The organism is Achromobacter sp. FW305-C-30-7 (assembly GCF_058783105.1).
This window is the reverse complement of sequence record NZ_JBYSYI010000001.1, coordinates 908,749-930,714: the sequence shown is the minus strand read 5'-3', so window position 1 is coordinate 930,714 and position 21,966 is coordinate 908,749. Positions and strand designations below refer to the sequence as shown.

Annotated in this window: 17 protein-coding genes; 3 read left to right on the top strand and 14 right to left on the bottom strand. The window is 67.5% G+C overall.

Annotation, left to right across the window (positions count from 1 at the left end; all coding sequences use genetic code 11):
- Positions 1-100 precede the first annotated feature (100 nt).
- Entirely contained in the window at positions 101-1,420 is a 1,320-nt protein-coding gene (fahA, locus tag AC3WOB_RS04280) for a fumarylacetoacetase (RefSeq protein ID WP_013396196.1), read from the top strand.
- Here fahA and yihG read toward each other — a convergent pair.
- The 8 genes from yihG to AC3WOB_RS04240 form a co-directional block, all read right to left on the bottom strand.
- Complete coding sequence (gene yihG / locus AC3WOB_RS04275) at positions 1,417-2,334, bottom strand: 1-acylglycerol-3-phosphate O-acyltransferase, YihG family (RefSeq protein WP_492274608.1); 918 nt, start codon at positions 2,332-2,334, stop codon at positions 1,417-1,419. The two genes, fahA and yihG, sit on opposite strands and share 4 nt — an antisense overlap.
- Before the next feature lie 529 nt (positions 2,335-2,863).
- Positions 2,864-4,759 carry an LTA synthase family protein gene (locus AC3WOB_RS04270; protein ID WP_492274293.1) on the bottom strand — a complete coding sequence of 632 codons (1,896 nt, stop codon included), beginning with the start codon at positions 4,757-4,759 and terminating at the stop codon, positions 2,864-2,866.
- Positions 4,760-4,906: 147 nt separating this feature from the next.
- Positions 4,907-5,635 carry a FadR/GntR family transcriptional regulator gene (locus AC3WOB_RS04265; protein WP_013396199.1) on the bottom strand — a complete coding sequence of 243 codons (729 nt, stop codon included), beginning with the start codon at positions 5,633-5,635 and terminating at the stop codon, positions 4,907-4,909.
- A gap of 77 nt (positions 5,636-5,712) precedes the next feature.
- Positions 5,713-6,447, bottom strand: coding sequence for a phosphatase PAP2 family protein (locus tag AC3WOB_RS04260; RefSeq protein ID WP_492274292.1), 735 nt, complete (start codon positions 6,445-6,447; stop codon positions 5,713-5,715).
- 63 nt (positions 6,448-6,510) lie between these two features.
- The gene (locus AC3WOB_RS04255) at positions 6,511-7,881 is read right to left on the bottom strand and encodes a sensor histidine kinase (protein ID WP_492274291.1); all 1,371 of its coding nucleotides are present in this window, start codon (positions 7,879-7,881) and stop codon (positions 6,511-6,513) included.
- Positions 7,878-8,594 (bottom strand): response regulator transcription factor, encoded by a 717-nt coding sequence (locus tag AC3WOB_RS04250; RefSeq protein WP_492274290.1) that lies wholly within the window; start codon positions 8,592-8,594, stop codon positions 7,878-7,880. The genes AC3WOB_RS04255 and AC3WOB_RS04250 overlap by 4 nt, the downstream gene beginning before the upstream one ends.
- A gap of 25 nt (positions 8,595-8,619) precedes the next feature.
- Positions 8,620-10,035, bottom strand: a complete 1,416-nt coding sequence (locus tag AC3WOB_RS04245; RefSeq protein ID WP_492274289.1) for an FAD-binding oxidoreductase — start codon at positions 10,033-10,035, stop codon at positions 8,620-8,622.
- Between the two features lie 116 nt (positions 10,036-10,151).
- Positions 10,152-10,781 carry a BPTD_3102 family carboxylase-like protein gene (locus AC3WOB_RS04240; protein ID WP_041654358.1) on the bottom strand — a complete coding sequence of 210 codons (630 nt, stop codon included), beginning with the start codon at positions 10,779-10,781 and terminating at the stop codon, positions 10,152-10,154.
- A 332-nt stretch (positions 10,782-11,113) separates the two neighbouring features.
- Between AC3WOB_RS04240 and AC3WOB_RS04235 the strand changes: the two genes are divergently transcribed.
- Positions 11,114-12,505, top strand: coding sequence for a phosphomannomutase/phosphoglucomutase (locus AC3WOB_RS04235; protein WP_013396205.1), 1,392 nt, complete (start codon positions 11,114-11,116; stop codon positions 12,503-12,505).
- Between the two features lie 7 nt (positions 12,506-12,512).
- Entirely contained in the window at positions 12,513-14,066 is a 1,554-nt protein-coding gene (gene pgi / locus AC3WOB_RS04230) for a glucose-6-phosphate isomerase (protein WP_492274288.1), read from the top strand.
- 26 nt (positions 14,067-14,092) lie between these two features.
- Here pgi and AC3WOB_RS04225 read toward each other — a convergent pair whose 3' ends face one another.
- Genes AC3WOB_RS04225 through murJ form a run of 6 tightly spaced genes read right to left on the bottom strand, consistent with a single transcriptional unit; the run spans position 14,093 to position 21,965 of the window.
- The gene (locus AC3WOB_RS04225; protein WP_492274287.1) at positions 14,093-15,226 is read right to left on the bottom strand and encodes a glycosyltransferase family 4 protein; all 1,134 of its coding nucleotides are present in this window, start codon (positions 15,224-15,226) and stop codon (positions 14,093-14,095) included.
- Entirely contained in the window at positions 15,223-16,380 is a 1,158-nt protein-coding gene (locus AC3WOB_RS04220; protein ID WP_492274286.1) for a glycosyltransferase family 4 protein, read from the bottom strand. The genes AC3WOB_RS04225 and AC3WOB_RS04220 overlap by 4 nt, the downstream gene beginning before the upstream one ends.
- A complete protein-coding gene (locus AC3WOB_RS04215) occupies positions 16,377-17,492 on the bottom strand; it encodes a glycosyltransferase family 4 protein (RefSeq protein ID WP_492274285.1) in 1,116 nt (371 codons plus the stop codon). Before AC3WOB_RS04215 ends, AC3WOB_RS04220 begins: the two co-directional genes overlap by 4 nt.
- Before the next feature lie 3 nt (positions 17,493-17,495).
- A complete protein-coding gene (gene asnB, locus AC3WOB_RS04210; protein ID WP_013396210.1) occupies positions 17,496-19,427 on the bottom strand; it encodes an asparagine synthase (glutamine-hydrolyzing) in 1,932 nt (643 codons plus the stop codon).
- Between the two features lie 45 nt (positions 19,428-19,472).
- On the bottom strand, positions 19,473-20,615 hold the full coding sequence (locus AC3WOB_RS04205) for a glycosyltransferase family 4 protein (RefSeq protein ID WP_492274284.1): 1,143 nt from the start codon (positions 20,613-20,615) through the stop codon (positions 19,473-19,475).
- Positions 20,616-21,965: a murein biosynthesis integral membrane protein MurJ gene (gene murJ, locus AC3WOB_RS04200; RefSeq protein WP_492274283.1), complete on the bottom strand. Its 1,350-nt coding sequence runs from the start codon at positions 21,963-21,965 to the stop codon at positions 20,616-20,618.
- Position 21,966 lies beyond the last annotated feature (1 nt).

The window sequence follows — 21,966 nt, the reverse complement described above, 5'->3', positions numbered from 1 at the left end:
CCGCGGCGATGAGCGCAAGCTCATCGCCGTTTGGCATTTGAATTTTCCGGCGCCTGGCGCCCCGGCCACCGCACAACCACACTGAAAGAGACACGCAGCCATGACCACCACCATCAACGAAACCCACGACCCGTCCCTGAAGAGCTGGATCGCCAGCGCCAACACCGGCGAGTCGGATTTCCCGGTGCAGAACCTGCCCTACGCCTCCTTCCGCCGCAAGGGCACGACCGAATCGTTCCGCCCCGGCGTGGCCATCGGCGACCAGATCCTGGACCTGGCCGCGCTGGCCGCCAAGCAGCCCTTCGAAGGCCTGGCGGCCGAAGCCCTGGCCGCTTGCGCCACGGACAGCCTGAACGCCTTGATGGCCCTGGGCCAGGCCCACTGGAGCGCCCTGCGCCTGGCGCTGTCGCGCGCGCTACGCGAAGGCGCAGCCCTGCGCGGCGCCGTCGAGCCCCTGCTGGTCGCCCAGGCCGACGCCGAATACACCACGCCCGCCCGCATCGGCGACTACACCGACTTCTACATCTCGGTGCACCACGCCACCGCCGTGGGCAAACAATTCCGCCCCGACAATCCCCTGCTGCCGAACTACAAGTGGGTGCCCATCGGCTACCACGGCCGCGCCTCCAGCATCGGCGTGGACCAGAAGTTCCCCCGTCCCGTCGGCCAGACCCGCCCCGCCAATGAAGGCGAGGCGCCGCAATTCGGCCCCTGCGCCCGCCTGGACTACGAACTGGAACTGGGCATCTTCGTCGGCACCGGCAACGCCCAGGGCGACCGCATCAACCTGGCCGACGCCGAATCGCACGTGTTCGGCCTGTGCATCCTGAACGACTGGTCGGCGCGCGACATCCAGGCCTGGGAATACCAGCCCCTGGGTCCCTTCCTGGCCAAGAACTTCGCCTCCACGATCTCGCCCTGGATCGTCACCATGGAAGCGCTGGAGCCGTTCCGCACGCAATGGAACCGCGGCCCGTCCGAGCCGCAGCCCATGCCGTACCTCGCCTCCGACGCGAACCGCGCCAAAGGCGCCTTCGACGTGCAGATGGAAGTCTTGCTGACCACCGAAAAATCGCGCGCCGACAAGCAGCCGCCCGCCTTCCTGTCGCGCAGCAACTTCCGCGATGCCTACTGGAACGTGGCGCAGCTGATCACCCACCACACGGTCAACGGCTGCAACCTGCAACCAGGCGACATGCTGGGCACCGGCACCCTGTCCGGCCCGCAGCCCTCGGAAGCCGGTTCGCTGCTCGAGCTGTGCAATGGCGGCAAAAACCCGATCGACCTGCCCTGGGGCGAAAAGCGCACCTTCCTGCAGGACGGCGACCAGGTCATCATGCGCGCCGAATGCGTGAAGGCCGGCTATCCGCGCATCGGCTTCGGCGCAAGCTCGGGCCTGGTGCTTCCGGCCCGCGTCTAATCGGCCCTGGCGTTCGACCGCGCACGCGCGGTCAGCGCCTCGATCTCATCGTCCTTCGCCTGCCACTGCTGGCCCAGCCAGTGGTGAAAGGCGGTGCGGAACGCCTTGTCTCCGGTGTAGTCGGCGTCGCAGAACTCCGGCGGCACCGGCAACTGCCGCATGCGCACCAGCACCTGGCCCGCGCGGCCGCAAGCCAGATCCCAAAAGCTGGGCGCGCCATCCGGATAGGCAATGGTGGCATCTATCATCGAGCGGAAACGCTTGCCCATCGCATTCAACGCCACCGCCAGCCCGCCCGCCTTGGGCTTGAGCAAATGGCGGTAGGGCGAACCCTGCCCATCGCGCTTGGCCTGAGTAAACCGCGTCCCTTCCGCAAACACCATCACGCTGGTCGGCACCAAGGAAAACTTCGCGCAGGCCCGCCTTGCGGTCTCCTGATCCTGCCGGCCCAGATCCGGATTGCGGCGCAACGCCGCCTTGCCATGGCGCTTCATGAAGGGAAAGTCCAGCGCCCACCAGGCCAGCCCGATCACCGGCACATAGATCAGCTGTTGCTTCAGAAAGAATTTCAGCAGCGGAATGCGCCGGTTCAGCGAATACTGCAACACAAAGATATCCGCCCAGGACTGATGATTGCAGTTGACCAGATACCAGTCCGCGTAGCGCAGCCCCGTATTGCCCAGGATATCCCAAGGCACCTGCTGGATCCGCGCCAACCACCCGGCATTGCTGGACACCCACGCCGTGGCAATACCATTGAGCACAGGATCAATGCGCCGCCTGACCGCGGGAAACGGCAGCAACAACTTCAACACCGAGACCGGGAACAACAGCAGGCACCAGAACAGCGTGCTGGCCGCCAGCCAAACGGTACTGACGACACCCGTGATCCACGCAAACCGCCCGCGCGGCAAGGGCAGCGCGCGGCGCCTCACCGGCACATGGGAATCAGGCTTGTTTAATTGAGCGCCCGCAGCAGCGCGAGCAGCATCAGAAGACGATTCAGGAAAAGTCATGCGCCAGTTTCCTACCTTCAACAAAAATCCGACTTGCGCAGAATCAAGCCCACCACCAGCACGCAGCGCCATCCCCCAAAACAAGCCACCGCGTAAGCCCCAGACCGGCCGCCCGCGCGGCCGGTCTGGGGCGGGCACCGCAAGATCTTCCACCGTAACACTCCGGCAGCAAGAACCCTAAGAAAAATCCCCTCCCCAGCGACCTGTGACATTCAGCCACCAGAGCTTGGGGTGTCGGGGGCCTGGGGCGCGCGGGGCGTCGATAAGCCCGAGGGAATCTGAAGGAAAGGCCAAAGGCCTTGACGAAGATGACGAAGGGGCAGTCCGGAGCGAAGGCTCCGGACCGCAATCGTTGCCCCGCGCGCCCCAGGCCCCCGACGCCCCAAGCGCCCTAAGAACCTGCAACGTCCCGCATAAAAAGGCCACCTCAAGGCAACCGATACCGCTCTTCCCGATAAGCCCAACTAGCCCACAACGCATGCGCCAAGGCCTCTTCCGAGAGCTGAGAATCCAAAGGCTCCACCGGCGCATAAACCTCGTCACGCCCCACCGGCGCCGCCTCATACCGAAACTGCCGCGGCGGCTTCGAAGGCTCCAGCACCAGCAGTTGATCCCCCTGCAGATACCCGAAATTATCCGCGTACTGCATCATCGCCCGGTTCGGATCCCGCTGCGTCAGATCCGCGCCCAGCATCGGATTCACGTTGTCCAGCCCGATCAAGGACAACATGGTAGGCGCCATGTCGATCTGGCTCACCAACCGCTCATCCTGCCGCGGCGCAACCCCCGCCCCCAGAATCAGCGCAGGAATCTGGAAATGCCGCACCGGCACCGGAATGGAGCCATAGACCCGCGAATCGTGATCCGCGATCACCAGGAACACCGTGTTGTCCCAATACGGCGCCTTGCGCGCCTTATCGAAAAACTGCCCCAGCGCCCAGTCCGCATAGCGCACCGTGTTGTCCACCGTCGCCGGATCTCCCACCGGCTTGATGCGCCCTTCCGGATATTCCCACGGCGAATGGTTGGATACCGAGAACGCCAGCGTGAACACCGGCTTGTCGCCATCCGCACGCAGCAGCCGGTCCACCTGGTTGAACATATCCTCGTCCGACGCCCCCCAAGACCCCTCGAACACCGGATTGACAAACTTCGGACGATCCACGATCTCATCGAAACCGTTGCCCAGGAAAAACGCCCGCATATTGTCGAAGTGCGACTCGCCCCCGTACACGAAGCGCGAGTGGTAGCCGTGCTTGCCCAGCACCTGAGCCAGCGTGAAGAACCCCGTCTGCGAGCGCGGCAGCTTCACCACTGCGTCCGCCACGCTCGGCAGGAAGCCCGCCGTGACCGCCTCGATGCCCCGCACCGAGCGCGTGCCCGTCGCATAGGCCCGATGGAACATCCAGCCTTCCTTGCCCAGCCGGTCGATATTCGGCGTCAGATCGCGCCCGCCCAGACTGCCCACATACTGCGCGCCCAGGCTCTCCTGCAAGATGATCACCAGGTTCAGCGGCTTGTCCCGGCGCACCGTCGCCTTCTGCTCGTGCAGGCTGGGATAGCGCGGATCCAGCGGCGCGCCCGTCAGCCCGGCCTTCTCGCGCACGATGGCATTCATCTCATCCACGGCCATCTTGGGATACATGGCGGCAGAGGAACGCTCATCGCGCATCCGGTAGGCGGCGTCAAACACGCTGTACAAGGAATTCAGCGCCAGCGAATTCACCATGGCATCGGAGCTGTAGGCCACCTTGGCCGGATTGATCGGACGATGCTCCAGCGTGCCGCGCGCGCCCAGGAACACCAGCGCCAGGATCACGAACGAAGCCACCGGCCGCTTCCACCACGACATGAACGGATCGCGCACGCGGGTGGGGAACAGCCGGACCGACAGCCAGGCGGCCAGCACCAACACCACCAAAGCCGCCAACAACACGCCCTTGTAGCCCTGCCACAGCATCGACCCGACTTCCTTCGGGTTGAGCAGATAGATGAAATAGAGCCGGTTGGGCCGCGTGTCGTACTCCGCGATGAACTGCGGCGTGGAGACTTCCAGCAGCACATACAACATCCACCAGATGCGGAACCACCAGGCGGTGATACGGGCTGCCAGCGGCCGGTGCCCGAACCAGGGCGAAAACACCGCCGGCAGCGCGATCACCATGGACATCAGGCAGACATCGATGCGCAGCCCGCCCAGCAGCAGCGGACCCAGCCCGCCGGCCGCCTCGACCCGGTCCCACATCCAGAAGGCCAGGCCCAGCCGCGACAGCGTCAGCAGCGCCAGGACGGCGATAACGAACCGTAGCGTCAGACGGCGCATGCGAGCGCCCTCCGCTGGCGCCGCAGCGCCCGGTCAGATGTGGAAGAAATGCCGCCGTGTATGCCGAGCAGAGCCATGCCGCCTCGTGGTCAGAAATTTGAAAACGCGCAAAGATTAACGCGGTTTGGCGCGAGCCACCGGCTGCCCTTACTGGGCGCGGCGCAGCCGCTCCCGGCTGTTGCTCAGATGCGTGCGCATGGCCGCGCGCGCAGCCTCCGCGTCCTGGCGCTGAATCGCGCCGTAGATATCCTCGTGTTCGAGATTCACGCGCGCCAGATAAGCGGCGCGGTCCTCGTGCGCGAACTTCGCCGAATTGATGCGGGTGCGCGGGATGATGGCCGAGCCCAGATGCGACATGAGATCCGCGAAATAGCGGTTGTCCGTGGCTTGCGCGATCAGCAGATGGAACTGGAAATCCGGCGTGACAGTGTCTCCACCGCCGTCCAGCGCGCTCTTGAAGGCATCCAGCGCGCGCCTCATCTCGAGCAGTTGCGCCGGGCTGCGCCGGGCTGCGGCCAGGCCGGCCGCCTCGCTTTCCAGGCAGATGCGCAGCTCCAGCAGCACCAGCACGTCGCGCACCGTGGCGATATCGGCGGGATCCACGCGGAAATCGCCGCCGCCGCTGGGCTCCAGCGCATAAGTGCCCACGCCATGATGCGTCTCGACCAGGCCAGAGGCCTGCAGCCGGGACAAGGCCTCGCGCACCACCGTCCGGCTGACGCCGAACTGGCGCATGATCTCGGACTCCGTCGGCAATTTGTCGCCGGGCCGGATGTTCCCGCCACGGATGCGTTCCGTGATGCTCTCGACCAGCCCCTGGGCCAGGTTCCGGGGACGACGCCGCGGCGTGACGGGAGTATCGGCGGGAACGTTCATTGGGAGTTGTCCGAAAGCAGTTGAGCACGGCCCGGGGCCGAGCATCGGCGCCCATTGTACTTTGGGGCGCCCTGCGGCTAGCGGTCCGAGCGGCTGGCGGCCGGCCGGGCCACAATGAGGGGATAGAAAAACAGGGTCGCCAGGAACCACATCAGCGCCGCGGACCAGAGTGTCTGGCTGAGGAAATGGGCGCCCTGCAGAATGCGCACCACGGAAAAGCCTACGCCGGCCGCGATGCCGACGGCCAGGCCCCACCAGCGCCAGGTTGGGCGTCCCAGCGCCCAGCCGAAGAAATACAGGGTCAGCATCGAAAAGCCCGCGCCGGCGTGGCCGCTGGGCAAGGCGCCGCCCGCCCCGGTTCTCGCCCATGTCCACCAGTGCGACGGATAGGGGGTATAGCCGCCCAGGAAATCCAGGTCATACGGACGAGGCAGCGTCGTGTAATGCTTCAACTGGTTCACCAGCACTTGCCCGGCCAGGCAGGTTGCCGCCAGCGCCAACGCCGGCCCGCGCCACGCCCGCCAGGCCGGAATCCGATAGCTTGCCGCCGCCACGCCCACGGCGGCCAATCCTATCCCGATGGGCAAGGCCAGCACCATGCGGTGACCGACCAGTTCCAGCCAACGATTCAGGCGCAGTGGAAAATCGTCCAGCGCCGGGTCGAACAGCGCCCGGGCGATACGCAGATCCAGCCCGGAAGCGTTGGCCCACCACGCCAGACAGGCCAGTGCCAGCGTGACCGCGGCGATATGGCTGAACAGATACGAGGCCGGCGTCGGCTGGCGCAGCGCGGGCGGCGATAAGGGCGGCATGGTGGGCGGCAGGCGGTCCGTCAGGCAAACGAGCAGCTTAGGTCCCGGACAGTCGAACTTTCGTCAAATTTGACCTTGCGCCCCGCTGGCCGCCTCCGTCGCCTGGTCCTCGTCGATCTCGAAACGCAGCGTGAAGCGGGTGCCGCGCTGCTCGCCCTGCCGGGAGGAATCGACGGTCAGCGACCAGCCTTGCATATCGCAGACGCGCTTGGCGATCGCCAAGCCCAGGCCGCGCGCCGTCTCGTCGGGGCTGCCCGCCCCGGAATCCCGCATGCGGCCGCTGTAATAGCGGCGGAACAGGAACGGCAGGTCCTCGGCGGCGATACCCTTGCCGTCGTCGCGCAATTCCAGCGCGCCGTCGGCCGCAATGCTGGCGGTCAGCGTCGCTGGCGCGGCGTGCTCGACCGCGTTGCGGACCAGATTGCGCAATACGGTCAGCAAGGCGTAGCGGTCCAGGGAGCGAACCTGGCCGGCGGAGATGCGGTTCTCGAACCCCAGCTTGGCCAAGCCCGCCTGGGCTTCATAGCCGCGCCAGGCATTGTCCATGCATTCCGCGAGGTCGACCGGCTCCGCCGGGCGCAGTTCATCGCGCGCCATGGCCCGCGCGCTCTCCAGTGAAACGATCACATCGTCCACGTTGTCCACCACGCGGGTCAGGCGCTGGCGCTGGTCCGGAGTCAGCGCTTGCGTCAGCAGCATCAATTCGCTGTCCGAACGGATCGCGGCCAAGGGCGTGCGCACCTCGTGGCTGAGATTGCCCGCGAACTCGCGCTCCCGGGCAATCGACCTGTCCACCTGGTTCTGCACCCGGTTGAAGGCCTCTATCAGCCGGCCCGCCTCGTCGTCACGCGTCACCGCCATGTCGGGCGACCCCGGCGCCCAGGTCGCCAACCGGTCGGTCAGGTCCAGCAGCGGGCCGACCGCGATGGCGGCCACGCGCCGCGACAGCGCATAGGCGCCCACCACGCAAATGGCGCCCACCCCCAGAACAATCAAGCCGAAGTCATGCACCCGCCCCTCGTTCTCGGTGGCGTCGTACAGCAGGTACACCTTGGCACGCGCCGTTTCGGCCACCATCACGTGCCAGGTGTAAGCGCCCGGCTCGACCAGGTGCAGGCCGCTATCCAGGGATTCGATTTCCTGGGGCATGCCGGCGGGACGCTTGCCCTCCACGCTGACCCAGGCCCGCATGGAACCGCCCAGCTCGCGCACGCCGTCGCGCGGCAGGAAACCGTCGCTGACGCGCGCATGCTGCACCAGCCGGTCCATTTCGGTATTGAGAATGTCGTTGACCAGATCGTCTTCCATCTGGTCGAAGGTCAGGTAGGCCAGCAGAGCCAGCGCCGTCACGAACAGCGCCACCGTTCCGGTCAGCGCCCACACCACGCGCTGAGTCAGGGTGCCCCCGGCAGAGGCCGAAGAAACGCCGCTCATCTCGCCGCCCCGGCTTCCAGCGTCAGGCGCCAGCCGGTGCCGTGTATGGTCTCGATGCCGTCGAAACCGGCATCGGCCAAGGCGCGGCGCAACAGGTGGACCTGGCTGCGCAAGGCGTCCGACGAAGGCGGCTCGTTGCCCCAGAGCGTGGATTCCAGCTCCTCGCGCGACACCACCCTGCCGGGATCGCGCAACAGCGCTTCGATGATGAGGCCGGCCTTGCGCGTCAGGTGCACGGGGTTGCCGTTGACCGACACGGCGCGGTTACGGGTGTCGTAGGACAAAGGGCCGAACGCCCGCACCGAGTCCACCGTCGCGCCCTTGGCGCGCTGGATCAGCGCGATCAGGCGCGCTTCCACCTCCAGCAGCGCGAAGGGTTTGGTCAGGTAATCGTCCGCGCCATGCGAGAACCCGGCCAACTTGTCTTCCAGGCTGTCGCGCGCCGTCAGCATCAACACCGGCACGTCCACGCGCATATCGTTGCGCAGCGTGTGCAGCACCGCGTTGCCGTCCATGCCCGGCAGGCCGATGTCCAGGACCAGGGCGTCGAAACGCTGCTCTTTCAGCCGCTCCAGCGCGGCCGGACCTGAATAGGCGGCATCGGGCAGGAAGCCGCGCGCCTCCAGGAAGGTGTACAGATTGCCGGAGATGACGGGGTCATCCTCGACGATCAACACCCTGTAATTCGCGCCCGCCGCGGGACTGGTTGCCATGGTTGCGATCCTCTGTCGTGCGCGGTCAGGCCCGCAGCACCTTGCCCGGATTCATCAGCCCTTGCGGGTCCAGCGCGCGCTTGATCCTGCGCATCAGATCCAGTTCGACGGCGCTCTTGTAGCGCGGCAGCTCGTCGAGCTTGAGCTGACCGACGCCATGTTCCGCGCTGATCGAACCGTTGTGCGCGTGCACGCTGTCGTGCACCACGCCGTAGATATCGCCTTGCAGCGCCAGCAGCTCGGCCTCGGTCTGCCCCGGTGCGTGGGCCACGTTGTAATGCAGGTTGCCGTCGCCCAGGTGGCCAAAGATCACGTGGCGCACGCCCGGAAAGCGCGCCTGCAGCAAGGCGTTGGTCTTGTGCACGAAAGCGGCGATGGCGGAGATCGGAATCGACACGTCATGCTTGACCGACTTGCCCAACTCCGCCTCGGCCAGCGGAATGCTCTCGCGCAGATGCCACAGCGCCTTGCTTTGCGCCACGTTCGCGGCGATGGCGGCATCGTTCACCAGCCCGCTCTCGATGGCCTCGCCCAACACGTTCTCGAAGCGTTCGCGCGCATGCGCCTCGCTTTCGCTGTCGGAGAGCTCCAGCAGGGCGAACCACGGCGAGGCGGCGGAATTTCCCTCGAAGGGCAGGCGCTGCTGCGGGAACAGGCGCACGACCGCCTGCAGGCAAGCGCCGCTCATCAGCTCAAAACCGGTCAGCGCGGCGCCGAAGCCCGCGCGGGCGCGCGACAGCAATTCGACTGCCTGGTCGATGCCGTCCAGCGTCAGCAGTGCCGTGCACGAAGCCACCGGCCTTGGAAACAGTTTCAGCGTTGCGGCGGTGATGATGCCCAGCGTACCTTCGCTGCCTATGTACAGGTCGCGCAGGTCGTAGCCGGTATTGTCCTTGCGCAGGCCGCGCAGGCCGTTCCAGATCTCGCCTTCGGCGGTCACGACCTCCAGGCCCAGCGTCAGTTCGCGCGTGTTGCCATAGCGCAGCACCTGCGTGCCGCCGGCATTGGTCGCGAGGTTGCCGCCGATGGTGCAGCTGCCTTCCGCGGCCAAGCTCAACGGAAACAGCCGGCCGGCGGCGGCCGCCGCCTCCTGCACCGCCTGCAGGACGCAGCCCGCCTCCACGATGATCGTGTCGTTGTCGGTATCCAGGGCGCGCACGGCCGTCAAGCGGGCGGTGGACAGGATCACCGCGCTGCCGGAAAGGTCGGGCGTGGCCCCTCCGCACAAGCCGGTATTGCCGCCTTGCGGCACTATCGGCACGCCATGTGCGGCGCACAGTTTCACCGCTGCCGCCACCTCCGCGGTCGAGCCTGGACGGATCACCGCCAGCGCCGCACCTCGATAGCGGCGCCGCCAATCCAGCACATATGTGTCGGCGTCCGTGCCCGTCAGCACGTGAGAAGCGCCCAGAAGGGACTGTAGATCGCTCAGCAAGGTCATATGCGCCGCACTCGTAAGGCCTGGTCGCCCCAGGCTAGGGATGTGCGGACTATTGTAGGGGCTGAAATGCCCCGGGCGCGGCCCGGCGGACTCGCGCTGTCCGCCGGAAAAACAGTTCAGCCGACCGCCTGGTCCAGCCGCGCCCCAGTCAGGCCTGAGCAATAGGCCCGGGAGGCGATGCGGTTCATGAGAAAAGCCCGATCCACGCCCGCGGGGCCGGGCATTTCCGACAAGGCGCGATAGGCGCGGCGCAGGACCTCGCCCCGGGTCGCGCCGCATACCAGCAGCCGCGTGCACGGCAGGCGGCGGTCCACGCAGCCGTCGATACGCACTTCCAGCGCATGGGCGGCGACGGGCTCGCAGTCATGCACGGCCGCGCCGGAATGAGCCTGCGCCTGCGCGTCGATCACGCGGAACACGCCGCTGCGGTCGTCCAGCGCGAAGGCGACGGTGCCCATGCCCTGCCAGCCACGGTCCCGCGCCACGTCGGCGGCGACGGTGCGCAAGGCGCTTTCCACGGAAACAGGAAGATGCGGCGCCGGGGATTCGGCGATCAGGACGCGGGCGTCGCGCCAGACGCAACGCTCCCAAGCCCGGCCCGTGACCAGGCCGCCCGCTTCGGAAACGAACACGTGGATGTCGAGCCGGCGCTCGCGGCCCGCGGCCGGCCCGGCGTGATCCGTGGGCGGACCCCGCCGGCTTGAGGCGCCCCTGGATGACATGACAGTAGAAACTTTGGCGCCCATGGCCCCTCCCGGTCTTTCTGCTTGCATAGCAAGCGTATCACCTTCGGACGAAGAGCAACTTTTATGCCATGCCCCGCTCCCTGGGCCAGACCCCGGAACGTGGGCTCGATCCGCACCAGAACAAGGCACCCATGCCCGCGCGCGCACCAGATCAGCGCATACGCCCTGCCGTGCCGCCAGGACGGAAAACGCCCTACGCCGTCTGCCGGATGAAGGGGGAGCGCCAATGGGGGATAATTCCGCTTTATTCCCTAGCCGGGCGCGTTTTGATACACGGGTTTGCCAGAATCCGCGCCAGAACCCGAACTGCAACCCCTCATCAAGGAACCGCCGTGGGCAACAACACGCAATTTCCGGGATCGGTCTTCAAGGCCTATGACATCCGCGGCACCGTGCCCGACCTGATCGACGCCCGCTTCGCCCGCGCCCTGGGCGCGGCGCTGGCCGCCCGCGCGCGCGAGCAAGGCGTGCAGACCCTGGTCGTCGGCCGCGATGGCCGCCTGAGCAGCGAAATGCTGTCGGTGGCGCTGCAGGAAGGCATGCTGGAAGGCGGCGTGGACACCCTGGACATCGGCATGGTGCCCACCCCCCTGGTCTACTTCGCCGCCAACGTCATGCAAACCGGCTCGGGTGTCGCCATCACCGGCAGCCACAACCCGCCCAAGTACAACGGCTTCAAGATGATGATGGGCGGCCGCGCGCTCTACGGCGAGGACGTGCAGGCCCTGGCCGCCAGCATGAACGGCGCCGCCAGCGCCCCGGCGGCGCGGCCCGGCGTGCGCCGCCAGCTGGACCTGGTGGCCGCTTACATCGCGCGCGTGGCATCGGGCGTCCAGCTGGCGCGACCCATGAAGATCGCCATCGATTGCGGCAACGGCGTGGCCGGCGCAGTCGCCCCGGCGCTGTTCCGCGCCCTGGGCTGCGAAGTCACCGAACTGTTCTGCGAAGTGGACGGCACCTTCCCCAACCATCATCCCGATCCTGCCGAGCCCAAGAATCTGCAGGACCTGATCAAGTGCGTGGCCGAGACCGACTGCGAGCTGGGCCTGGCATTCGACGGCGACGGCGACCGCCTGGGCGTGGTGACCAAATCGGGCCAGATCGTCTGGCCGGACCGTCAACTGGTGCTGTTCGCCCGCGATGTGCTGGACCGCAACCCGGGAGCGACCATCATCTATGACGTGAAGTGCAGCCGGCATGTCGGCCTGTCGGTCGAGGCCGCCGGCGGCGTGCCGCTGATGTGGAAGACCGGCCATTCGCTGGTGAAGGCCAAGCTGGCCGAGACCGGCGCTCCGCTGGCCGGCGAGATGAGCGGCCACATCTTCTTCAAGGAGCGCTGGTACGGCTTCGACGACGGCCTCTACACGGGCGCCCGCCTGCTGGAGATCGTGTCACGCGACGCCGACCCCTGCGCGGTGCTGGAAGCTCTCCCGCAAGACGTTTCCACGCCCGAACTGAAGCTGGAAATGGAAGAAGGCCAGCCTTTCACCCTGGTCCAGGCCCTGCAGGACCAGGGGCAGTTCCCCGGCGCGGACCGCGTGATCACGATCGACGGCGTGCGCGCGGAGTATCCGGACGGCTTCGGCCTGGCGCGCCCCTCGAATACCACTCCGGTAGTCGTGCTGCGCTTCGAAGCCCAGACGCCCGCGGCGCTGCAACGCATACAAGCCGACTTCCGCCGCGAGCTGAGCAAGCTCGCGCCCCAAGCCGATCTGCCTTTCTAGATTGCCTATGTCCTTATCGAACAGCCCTGCCTGGCAACAGTTCATCACGGCCACGCGCGCCGCGCCATGCCGCGGCGAGCAATTGCGCCTTATCAGTGCGCCCGGGCTGCGCCTGGATCTGAGTGCGCAGGCGTATTCTCCAGACCTGCAACAAGCCGAGGCCGCGCTGCTCGCGCAACAAGGCTTCGACGCGGCCCGGGCCTGCCTGTTCGACGGCGGCAACGCCAACTGGACCGAGCAACGCCCCGCCTGGCACACGGCCTTGCGCGCGCCGCAACCGCCCGCCAGGGTGGCCAAGGCCGTGCTGGCCGAGCGCGAGCGCATGCGAGAATTCGTGCGCCAGGCCGACGCGGCCGGACGCTATGGCAGTGTGCTGCACCTGGGCATAGGCGGCAGCGACTGGGGTCCGCGGCTGGTCACGCGCGCCCTGCGCCACGGCGGCGCGCGGCGCGAAGTGCGTTTCGCGTCCAACGTGGATTCGCATTCGGTTGCGGACGCGATGAGCCGGCTGGATCCCCACGACACCCTGGTCATCGTCGCCTCCAAGTCATTCACCACGACCGAGCCGCTGGCCAACGCCGAAGTCGCCATGAACTGGCTGCGCGACGCCGGCGTGGCCGATCCGATCAAGCAGGTCGTGGCGGTCACCGCCAACGTCGAGGCGGCCCTGAATCTGGGCATCCTGCCCGACCACATCTTCCAGATCTGGGACTGGGTGGGCGGACGCTATTCGCTCTGGTCCGCGATCAGCCTGCCGGTCGCGCTGGCGCTGGGCACCGACGCGTTCGACCAGTTGCTGGCGGGCGCCGCCGCCATGGACGAACATTTCCGCACCGCCCCCATCGAGGAAAACGCGCCCGTCCAGCTGGCGCTGGCGGGCGTCGTGAACCGCAGTGTGCTGGGCTACGACTCCCTGGTGATCGCGCCCTACGACTCGCGGCTCTATCACATCGTGCCTTGGGCCCAACAGCTGGAAATGGAATCGCTCGGCAAGGTCGCCACCGCTGACGGCAGCCCGGCAGGCGTGCCCACCGGCCCGGCGGTCTGGGGCATGTCCGGCACCGACTGCCAGCACACCTTCTTCCAATGGCTGCACCAGGACACCCGGGGCGCTCCCGTCGACTTCATCCTGTGCGAAAAGCCCGACCACGCCTACGCGCGGCATCATGAACTGCTGATCGCCAACTGCCTGGCGCAGCGTTCCGCGTTGCTGCGCGGCAAGTCCTTCGACGAAGCGCTGGCCGAAACCTCCGCCATCGAAAGCGATCCGGACCGCGCGCGACTGCTGGCGCAGCATCGCGTCCACCCGGGCGGGCGGCCGTCCTCGCTCATCGTGCTGCCGCACCTGGAGGCCTACACGCTGGGCGCGCTGCTGGCGCTATACGAGCACAAAGTGTTCACCCAGGGCGTGGTGTGGGGCATCAATCCCTTCGACCAATGGGGCGTGGAGTTCGGCAAGGCGTTGGCCAAAGGCATCATGCACGAGCTGAATTCGCAGCAAGCCAGCCAGCAAGATCCCTCTACCCGCTACTGGATCGACGCGATCACGCGCCGTCCTTGAGGACCGGCCAGCGCCGGCACTTCCGCTCAGGCGCCAAGCGCGTCGTAAATTTCCACTTGAAGGCGCGCCACGCGCTCGATATTGAACTCGCGCTCGGCCAGCGTCCTGCCCGCAGCGCCCATGGACTGGCGCAAGGCGGGATCCTCGGCCAGACGGGCAATGGCGTCCGCCAGCGCCTGCGCATCGCGCACCGGCACCAGCAGCCCGGTCTCGCCGGGCTCGATCGCATCGCGGCAGCCGGGAACGTCGGTGGTCACGACCGCCCGCGCGCAAGCGGCGGCCTCGATCAGCGATTTGGGCAGACCTTCCCGATAGGAAGGCAGCACGGCGATATGTGAAGCGGCGTACAGCGCGGCCACGTCGGAACGCTCGCCCAGCGCGCGCACGCAGCCTTCGCGCTGCCAGGCGTCCACATCGTCCGGCGTCGCCGAAGCAGGATTGCCGGCATCCACGCCGCCGACCAACTGCATCGTGACGGGCAAGCCGCGCTCGCGCAACAGCCTTGCCGCCTGCACGAATTCCTGCACGCCCTTGTCGCGCAGCAGCCGCGCGACCATGGTGACCACGACCGGCGGGGCCGGCGGTTCGGGCTGGGCACGGTATTCGTTCAGATCCACGCCCGCGCCGCGGATCATGACGACCTGGGCGTCGCGCACCGCGCCCAGCGACTGGAGCAGATCGCGGTCGCTGGCGTTCTGGAAGATCACGCGACTGTTGGGGTGGCCCAGCGCCAGCCGGTACAGGCGCGCCACCACCGCGCGCACCAGCTTCATCTTCAGCGAATTGGACAGGAACACGAAGCCCAGGCCGGAGATCGCCGCGACCATGCCCGGCACGCGCGTCAAGCGCGCGGCGATGCCCCCGTAGAGCACGGGCTTGATCGTGACCAGATGCACGATCCGAGGCCGCAGGCGCCGGAACAAGCGGATCAAGGCCAGCAGCGTGCCCAGTTCCTGCAAGGGATGCTTGCCGCTACGCGTCATCGGAATCGCGTGGTGCGTCATGCCCAGCGCCTCGATATCAGCCACTGCGGGGCCGTCCATCGTGGCGACGTGCACCTCATAGCCCGCCTGTTGCGCGGCCAGCGCCACCGGCACGCGGTGCGACATGAAGAAAGCCGGATTGTTGACGACAAACAGCAGGCGGCGCGCGGCGCTCATGCTTGTGCTCCTGAAATGCGGCGCCACACCGCGATGTAGCTTTGCACCATGCGCGCAAGGTCGAAATTTTCCAGCACACGGGCGCGGCCCGCCTCGCCTGCGCGTTCGCGGCCGCGCGAGGCCACCTCGCGCAGGGCCGTCTCGATGCCGCGGGCCAGCGCTTCGGACTGCTCCGGCGGCACCACCACGCCCGCATCGCCGACGATGTAGGCGGCGTCGCCCACATCCGTCACGACGCAGTAGACGCCGCAAGCCATGGCCTCGGCCACCACGTTGGGGAAGCCCTCGGCGCAGCTGGACAGCACATGCAGGTCCAGTCCATTCATCGCGGCAGGCACGTCGTCGCTAGGCCCCGCCAGCACCAGCCGGTCGCGCAGGCCCAGCCTGTCTATCAAGGCGGCCAGCTCGGCATTTGCCGGATCCATGCCGCGGCCTATCAGCACGCAACGCAGTCCGGCATCGCGGCCGTCGCGCACCAATGCCGCGACAGCGCGCAGCAGGTTGGCATGGTCCTTGAGCGGATCCCAACGGGCCACGCAGCCGATGGCGGGCAGATCCTGCGGCAAGTCCCATTGCGCACGCATGCGCAGCCGGGCCTCGGCGTCGGGCGCATAGCGCGACAGATCATAGCCATTGGCGATCACCACCATGCGCTCGCGCGCATAGCCCTTGTCGGCATGGCGCTGCGCCGACTTCTGCGCGGCGCACACAATAGCCTTCGGTATGCGGCCCGACAGCAGCGCGCATGCCCGCAGCACCATGCGCGCCGAACGGCTGCTGCGTTCCAGATGCTCGCCAGAGTTGCGGATACCCCAGGCGATGGCGCGCACGCCCGCCAGGCGCGCCGCCAGGCCGCCGATCAGGTCGGCGTGGTACATCCAGGTCTGCACCGCGTCGGGACGCGTTGCGGCGATGAGCGAGCGCAACGCCATGAAACCGGCCAGGGTGATGCGCCCGCGCTTCATACCCAGCGCATGCACGGCGATGCCTGCAGCGCGCAGGCGTTCGCCATAGATACCCTCATCGGTGAGCGACACCACGACGTGCTCCACGTCCGCCTCGGGATAGGTGGCCAGGCGGAACAGCACGGACTCCGCGCCTCCCTGCCCCAGGCCGGTGATGATGTGCAGGACACGCAGCCGCCGCGCGTTCATCGCCCCTCCCGCACGGCATCGAACAATTCGTCCCACTCCCCCAGCACGCTGGTCAGCGCATAGCGCTGCCGCACCGCGAAAGCGCCACGCATGCCCAGCTGCTGGCGCAAGGAGAGGTCCCCCAGCAGGCGGCGCAGGGCCTCGCGCAGGGCATCGCGATTGCCGGCGGGTACCAGCAAGGCATCCTCGCCGTTGCGCGTCATTTCGCGCGGGCCGCTAGGGCAATCGAATGCCACGCAGGGTAGCCCCAGCGACATGGCTTCCAGCAACACATTGGGGAAGCCCTCCACCAGGGAACTCAGCACGAAAGCCTGCCCGCGCGCGAGCTCATCCCAGGGCGCCTCGGTCCGGCCGGGCAGGCTGACGCGGGACTGCAGACCCAGGCGCGCGACCTGCTGCTCCAGCGCGCCGCGTTCGGGGCCTTCGCCCCAGATGCGCAGGTTCCAGTCAGGAAAATCAGGCGCCAGCTGCCCGAACACGTCGATCAGCAGGTCGAATTGCTTGTCGGTGACCAGGCGTCCCATGGCCAGCAGCTCGCGGGGCGCGTCATCTTCACGCTGCGGCACCATCGGCGCGTCCAGCAGGGGCGCCGGCAAGGGGTTGGGAATGACGGCCAGGCGCTTGATGCCAGGCACCTGGCGGGCGAACGGACCGGCAGTGTCCTCCGCCTGCACCGTGACCATGTCGGCGCGGGGGTACAGAACGCGGCGCAGCTTGCGCCACACCGTTCCCGTCGTGGTCTCGGCCACCGGGTTGGTGCGCTCGCAAACGATGAGCGGCACGCCCAGCCCGCGGGTGGCAAGGATGGCGGCCACATTGACGTTGGTCAGGAAGGACACCACCACGTCCGGCTTGGACTCACGGATGTGCCGGCGCAGCGCCAACAGACGCTTGAACGCGGCCATGGCGCCCGACACGCGCGTACCCGCCAGATCCGCCAGCCAGGCCAGTTCGACCTTGTCCGACAGCGGATAGAAACAGGTTCCCTTGGACGAGTAGGTCGGCGTCAGGATGACGGAATCCCCGCGTTCGGCCCATGCGTTGACCAGCGTGGCGGCGACTCTTTCGGCGCCGCCCGCATGCATGGAACTGACCAGCATCAAGATTTTCATGCGTCAAAGACTCCCAACCGTTCCTCCCTGCTCCTTGGCGCCGCGATAGCGGTCGAGCCAGGCCTGCATCATCAGCACACCCCACAGATGGCTGTCCCAGTTCCGATGGCCAGAGGTGTGCTCGCGCCACTTACGCAGGATGGGCTCGGGTTCGAACCAGCCTTCCTGGCGCAGGCGCGCCGGATCCAGCAAGGCATCGGCCCACTCGCGCAGCGGGCCGCGCAACCAGGCGGCCAGGGGCACGGCGAAGCCGCGCTTGGGACGGTCCACCAGCGCCTGCGGCACATGGCGGTGCAGCACCTGGCGCAGCAGCCACTTGCCGGTATTGCCGCGCACCTTGTATTGGTGCGGCAGGCTCCAGGCGAATTCATACACGCGGTGGTCGATCAGCGGCACGCGGGTTTCCAGGCTGACGGCCATGGCCGCGCGATCCACCTTGACCAGGATGTCGTCCGGCAGATAGGTCACCGTGTCCAGCTTCATCATGGCTTCGAAGGTGGAGCCCTGCATCGCCCGGGCGAACTCGGACACCGGCTCCACGCCGCCCTTCACCACGCTGGACGGATCGGCCCAATACGACACGAAATGGCGGTAGAACTCGCCGCGCGTGTCGGCGCGCAGCAGCTCTCCCAGCTTGCCGACCTTGCCGCGCCAGGCGCCGCGCCCCGGCAGATGCGTGGATGCGCTGAGCAGCGCGCCGGCGGGCTTGCGCAGCAAGGCAGGAACGCGCTCGCATTGCTGCCACCAGTTGTTCACGCGGAAGTAGCGCGAATAGCCACCGAAAAGTTCGTCGCCGCCGTCGCCGGACAAGGCCACCGTGACGTGCTGGCGCGCCATGCGCGTCACCAGCGAGGTCGGGATCTGCGACGAATCCGCGAACGGTTCATCGTACATATCGGCCAGCGACGGCACCACGGCCAGCGCATCTTCCGCCGTCACGTATAGCTCGGTATGGTCGGTTCCCAGATGCGTGGCCACGGCCTTGGCGTGCTGCGCCTCGTCGTAGCCTTTCTCGTGAAAGCCGATGGCGAACGTGCGCACGGGCTGCGAGCTCTGCGACTGCATCAGCGCCACGATGGTGGACGAGTCGATGCCGCCCGACAGGAAAGCGCCCAGGCTCACATCCGACAGCATCTGGCCGCCGACCGCCTTGGACAGCACGCCCTCCAGCGCATCGGTGGCCTGCGCGTCGGATTCGAACGACAGCAGCGATTGCGCCGAGGTGTCGGCGGCCTCGCGGGCCGACCAGTACACGCGCGGCTCGGGCATGCGGCGGCTGCGGGTATCGTCGGCCGTGAATTCGACCCACGTACCCGGCGGCAGCTTGGCGATGCCTTGATAAATCGATTGCGGCGCGGGAATGTAGTTGTGCCGCATGAACGACGCCAGGGCGTTGCGGTTCAACTCGCGGCCGAAGCCCGGAATCGGCATCAAGCCCTTGAGTTCTGAAGCGAACACCAGTTCCGCGCCCGAATAGCCGTAGTACAGCGGCTTTTCGCCCATGCGGTCGCGCGCCAGCATCAGCTTGCGCGAGGCGCGGTCCCACAGCGCGATGGCGAACATGCCCACCGCGGCCTGCAGGGTGGCCTCGATGCCCAGGGCGGTGAAACCCGCCAGCAGCGTTTCCGTGTCCGAATGGCCGCGCCAGGACGGCGCCAGCGCCGATTGCTCGAGCTGCTTGCGGATGTCCAGGTGGTTGTAGATCTCGCCGTTGAACACCATGACATAGCGGCCGCAGGCCGACGTCATGGGTTGATGGCCTGCCTCGGTCAGGTCAAGGATCGCCAGGCGCACGTGCGCCAGCGCCAGTTCGGCCTCGGTGTCTTCCCAGAATCCGTTGCTGTCCGGCCCGCGGTGGCGGATGCGACGGCAGCTTTCCGCCAACACCTGCGCCTTGTTCCCGACAGGGCCCCAAATCCCGACTATTCCGCACATGATGAAGTTCTCGTTATCACTGTAGCAACGGCGCGGCGCGCGGCCTCATCGGCCGGCTTCGCGCACGCCGTCAAAAAGTTCTTGCCATTTCTGCAGCACGCGCGCGGCCGAAAAACGGTCGCGCACCTCGGTCGCCGCCTGCGCCATGCGCAGACGGTCCGCGTCATTGCGCATGACGGCGTCCAGCGCCTGGCACAGCGCGCCCACGTCACCATTGGGGCGCACCAGTACGCCATCCACGCCTTCGCGTATGATCTCGCGCGGTCCCGTGTCGCAATCGAACGATACGGCGGCCAGCCCGCTCGCCATGGATTCGAGCAAGGTATTGGACAGCCCCTCGAAGCGTGAAGTCAGCACGTACAGGTCGGCGCTGTCATACCAGTCGCCGACGTTGCCCGCGCGCCCCGGCATGAAGACGCGCGACTCCAGACCGGCCTCGCGCACCTGCGCCTCGAGGGCGCGCCTTTCGTCGCCCTCGCCCAGGATAACCAGATCCCAGCCGGGATGCGATGCCGCCAGTTGCGCGTAGGCCTGGATCAGCAGGTCGAAACCCTTGTCGGCGTGCAGGCGGCCCACCGCCAGCAGCCGTTTGCGGCCGTCGCCCGACACGGGCGGCAGGACAGGCTCCGCGCGCGGCAATGGGAAGTGCACGGGGTTGGGGATGACGGCCAACTTGCTGCCCGGCACGTGCTGCGCCAGCCAGTCGGCAGTGCCGCGGGTCAATGCGACCACGCTGGCCGCGCGCGGATACGTCAAGCGGCGCAAGCGCTGCCAGAAGCCCGACAAAGTCTGCGAGGGCGGATGCGTATGCTCGGTCGCGACGACCTGGCAGGACAGGCCCGCGCAGGCCAGGACCGACAGCACCGAGGCGGTCGTCATCATGCCCAGCACGATATCCGGACGGAACGACTTGACCACACGGCGCAAGGCGCGCACCCGCTGCACATTGCTCCAGATGCCGCGCAGGCCGCCGCCCTCGCCCGCCGTATGCAGCACCTCGCGGCGCACCTTGGGGTGCAGCGCGTAGACGTCACCCTCGGCGCTTGCCTGCGTCACCACCATTACCTCGCGGCCCATGCCCGCCCAATGCGCGCTCAGGTCGGCGGCCACGCGCTCCGCGCCGCCGCCATGCAAGGAATGGATGAATAGCAGGACGCGCGGCGCCGGGCCGGTATCGGTCTCGGGCATTCAATCGGCCTCTTTGGGTTCAGCCTTGCGCATCGCCACCACCAGATAGCACGCAAAGGACAACAGATACATGAGGCTGGTCGCCAGCATGATGCCGGCTGCGCCCATCTTGGGCGCCAGCACGGTATTCAACACCGCCTTCAGGGCGAAATTGGCGACGGCGATGGCAGCCATCACGCGGTAGCGGTTCTGGCTGGCCAGCAATTGCACCAGGATCAGCACGCCGAAGTAGAACGGCAGTTGCAGCAGCCCCCAACGAAACACGTGGGCCACAGCCTGGGTATTCTCGGCGGTGAAGGCGCCGCGCTGGAACAGCACCGCCACGCCCCAAGGCGCCAGCACCCACCCCACGGCGACGGCGACAGCGCCCGCGGCCACCATCAGCACCGACCATTTCAGGGCCATGGCGCGCGCGCGAGCGGTATCGCCGCGCGCTTGCACGTCGGCCAACACGGGCAAGGCCGCGCGCCCGACCGACACGGCGCCGATCCCCAGCACCAGCGACAGCAGCCGGCTGGCGTAGCCCAGCGTGGCGTTGGCGTTCGCGCCCAGGTTGGCGGCAGCGTACTGGTCCAGCGGACCGACGAAGCTCATGGCGACTTGACCGATCAGCATCACGCCCGCGGCGCCCAGCAGTTCGGGCCAGTGCGGCGATTGCAGCGAGAACCGGGGCGCGCCCCAGAAACCGCCGTCGGCGCGCGCCGCCAGCCAGGCCAGCCAGACGGTCTGGATGGCGTAACCCACCAGCGTGCCCCACAACAGCGGCCCGACGCCGTCGGCGCTGGCGGCCAGCATCACCCAGGCCAGCGTCGCCACGGCGGGCACGCTGTCCAGCAGGGTATTGACGTGCCTTTCCTGCGCCCGCAGCCGCGCTGCGCTGATGCCGGCGATGAGCAGCAGCGCCGACACCGGGGCGAAGGCGGCAAGCAATTGGCCGGTCATGTCGCCCACGCGGGCCGACAAGCCCTGCCCCAGCACACCCACTACTTGCGGCCAGGCGAACCAGGTCAACAGCGCCAATGCAATGCCCGCGGCGGCGACCCAGCCCTGCAGTTCGCCGATGAACAGGTTTCTTTCGGCGGCGTCGGCGCGGCGCAACCGCACCAGCACCGGAATCAGGACCACCGACAGCACGCCCACGATGGTGACCGGCAGCCAGGTGGCCATGGTCATCGTGAACTGGTAGGCGTCCACGGCGTCGCTGACGCCGTAGCGGTACGCCACCGCCATCTCCTTGATGGCGCCGGCGGCCTTGCCCAGCAGCAGAAACACCGCCACCCGGAAGGCACCCTTGAAGATGCGCTGGTGGTCCGGGTGGATGCTGCCGAGTTTTCTGACGAGTGCTTTCAAA

Excerpts from the sequence above, each read along its gene's own strand:
- AC3WOB_RS04220 (WP_492274286.1), bottom strand. The coding sequence starts at position 16,380 with ATGAACGCGCGGCGGCTGCGTGTCCTGCACATCATCACCGGCCTGGGG.
- AC3WOB_RS04265 (WP_013396199.1), bottom strand. The coding sequence starts at position 5,635 with ATGAACGTTCCCGCCGATACTCCCGTCACGCCGCGGCGTCGTCCCCGG.
- AC3WOB_RS04250 (WP_492274290.1), bottom strand. The coding sequence starts at position 8,594 with ATGGCAACCAGTCCCGCGGCGGGCGCGAATTACAGGGTGTTGATCGTC.
- AC3WOB_RS04225 (WP_492274287.1), bottom strand. The coding sequence starts at position 15,226 with ATGAGCGCCGCGCGCCGCCTGCTGTTTGTCGTCAACAATCCGGCTTTC.
- AC3WOB_RS04260 (WP_492274292.1), bottom strand. The coding sequence starts at position 6,447 with ATGCCGCCCTTATCGCCGCCCGCGCTGCGCCAGCCGACGCCGGCCTCG.
- AC3WOB_RS04255 (WP_492274291.1), bottom strand. The coding sequence starts at position 7,881 with ATGAGCGGCGTTTCTTCGGCCTCTGCCGGGGGCACCCTGACTCAGCGC.
- asnB (WP_013396210.1), bottom strand. The coding sequence starts at position 19,427 with ATGTGCGGAATAGTCGGGATTTGGGGCCCTGTCGGGAACAAGGCGCAG.
- fahA (WP_013396196.1), top strand. The coding sequence starts at position 101 with ATGACCACCACCATCAACGAAACCCACGACCCGTCCCTGAAGAGCTGG.
- AC3WOB_RS04240 (WP_041654358.1), bottom strand. The coding sequence starts at position 10,781 with ATGGGCGCCAAAGTTTCTACTGTCATGTCATCCAGGGGCGCCTCAAGC.
- AC3WOB_RS04215 (WP_492274285.1), bottom strand. The coding sequence starts at position 17,492 with ATGAAAATCTTGATGCTGGTCAGTTCCATGCATGCGGGCGGCGCCGAA.
- AC3WOB_RS04270 (WP_492274293.1), bottom strand. The coding sequence starts at position 4,759 with ATGCGCCGTCTGACGCTACGGTTCGTTATCGCCGTCCTGGCGCTGCTG.
- pgi (WP_492274288.1), top strand. The coding sequence starts at position 12,513 with ATGTCCTTATCGAACAGCCCTGCCTGGCAACAGTTCATCACGGCCACG.
- AC3WOB_RS04245 (WP_492274289.1), bottom strand. The coding sequence starts at position 10,035 with ATGACCTTGCTGAGCGATCTACAGTCCCTTCTGGGCGCTTCTCACGTG.
- AC3WOB_RS04205 (WP_492274284.1), bottom strand. The coding sequence starts at position 20,615 with ATGCCCGAGACCGATACCGGCCCGGCGCCGCGCGTCCTGCTATTCATC.